The sequence below is a fragment of the Algibacter ulvanivorans genome, from assembly GCF_048381495.1.
GTDB classification, from domain to species: Bacteria; Bacteroidota; Bacteroidia; order Flavobacteriales; family Flavobacteriaceae; genus Algibacter_B; species Algibacter_B ulvanivorans.
This window is the reverse complement of the sequence record NZ_JBLWGD010000021.1, coordinates 1-868: the sequence shown is the minus strand read 5'-3', so window position 1 is coordinate 868 and position 868 is coordinate 1. Positions and strand designations below refer to the sequence as shown.

The 868-nt window shown below is 31.9% G+C and carries 2 protein-coding genes; both read left to right on the top strand.

Annotated elements, in window-relative coordinates; translation table 11 throughout:
* The first annotated feature begins 90 nt into the window (after positions 1–90).
* Positions 91–447, top strand: coding sequence for a type II toxin-antitoxin system RelE/ParE family toxin (locus ACNG5D_RS15810; RefSeq protein WP_418184501.1), 357 nt, complete (start codon positions 91–93; stop codon positions 445–447).
* Positions 437–727, top strand: coding sequence for a helix-turn-helix domain-containing protein (locus ACNG5D_RS15805; RefSeq protein ID WP_418184500.1), 291 nt, complete (start codon positions 437–439; stop codon positions 725–727). The genes ACNG5D_RS15810 and ACNG5D_RS15805 overlap by 11 nt, the downstream gene beginning before the upstream one ends.
* The last annotated feature ends 141 nt before the right edge of the window (positions 728–868 follow it).

The window sequence follows — 868 nt, the reverse complement described above, 5'->3', positions numbered from 1 at the left end:
CGTTGTAAAACATACCCAAAAACACCCGAACTTTAAATTAAACTTTTGAAATATTTTGAAAATAGTAACTTTTAAGTTACCTTTGTCGAAATGGAAAAAGTTAGGCAAGTAATACAATATAAAAATTATTTCGAGGAGTTTCTACTTGCTCAACCGCAAAAAGTTCAAGACAAGATATTTAAGGTCATTGAAATAATCGAAACTTATCAGCACGTGCCGAAAACGTATTTGGCACCAATGAAAACTCATAAAGGATTATTTGAGGCTCGAATAAAATTAGGTTCGAATATTTGGAGAGTTTTTTGCTTCTTCGATAAAGGTAAATTAGTTATACTCTTGAACGGATTTACTAAAAAGACGCAGAAAACACCGAAAAAAGAAATCGACAAAGCTGTTCGATTAATGAAAGAGTATTACGAAGAAAAAAACAAAGGAAATGGAAACTAAAAGTTGGAAAGAAATAAAAGACACAGTTTACGGAAAAAAAGGAACTGAACGCAGAGATGAACTCGACAGAGATTTTGAGTCGTTTAAAATTGGTTTGCTTTTACGAAATGCACGTGAGGAAAAAAATATGACTCAAGAACAACTTGGCGTTATAATTGACAAAAAACGGACTTACATTTCTCGTGTGGAAAATAATGGCAGTAATCTGACTTTAAAAACATTATTTGACATCGTAGAAAAAGGACTTGGAGGAAAAGTTAATATTTCAATCGAAGTCTAACATAAAGTACGATTTTACAACAACGTGTATAATTAATGGCTAGTCCTCGCCTACCTACGAAAATCCTTGCGGATTTTCTATTCGGTTTTTATTTACTAAATTTATTGATTTAAAACGCCACAAATCATACACAAACACGTT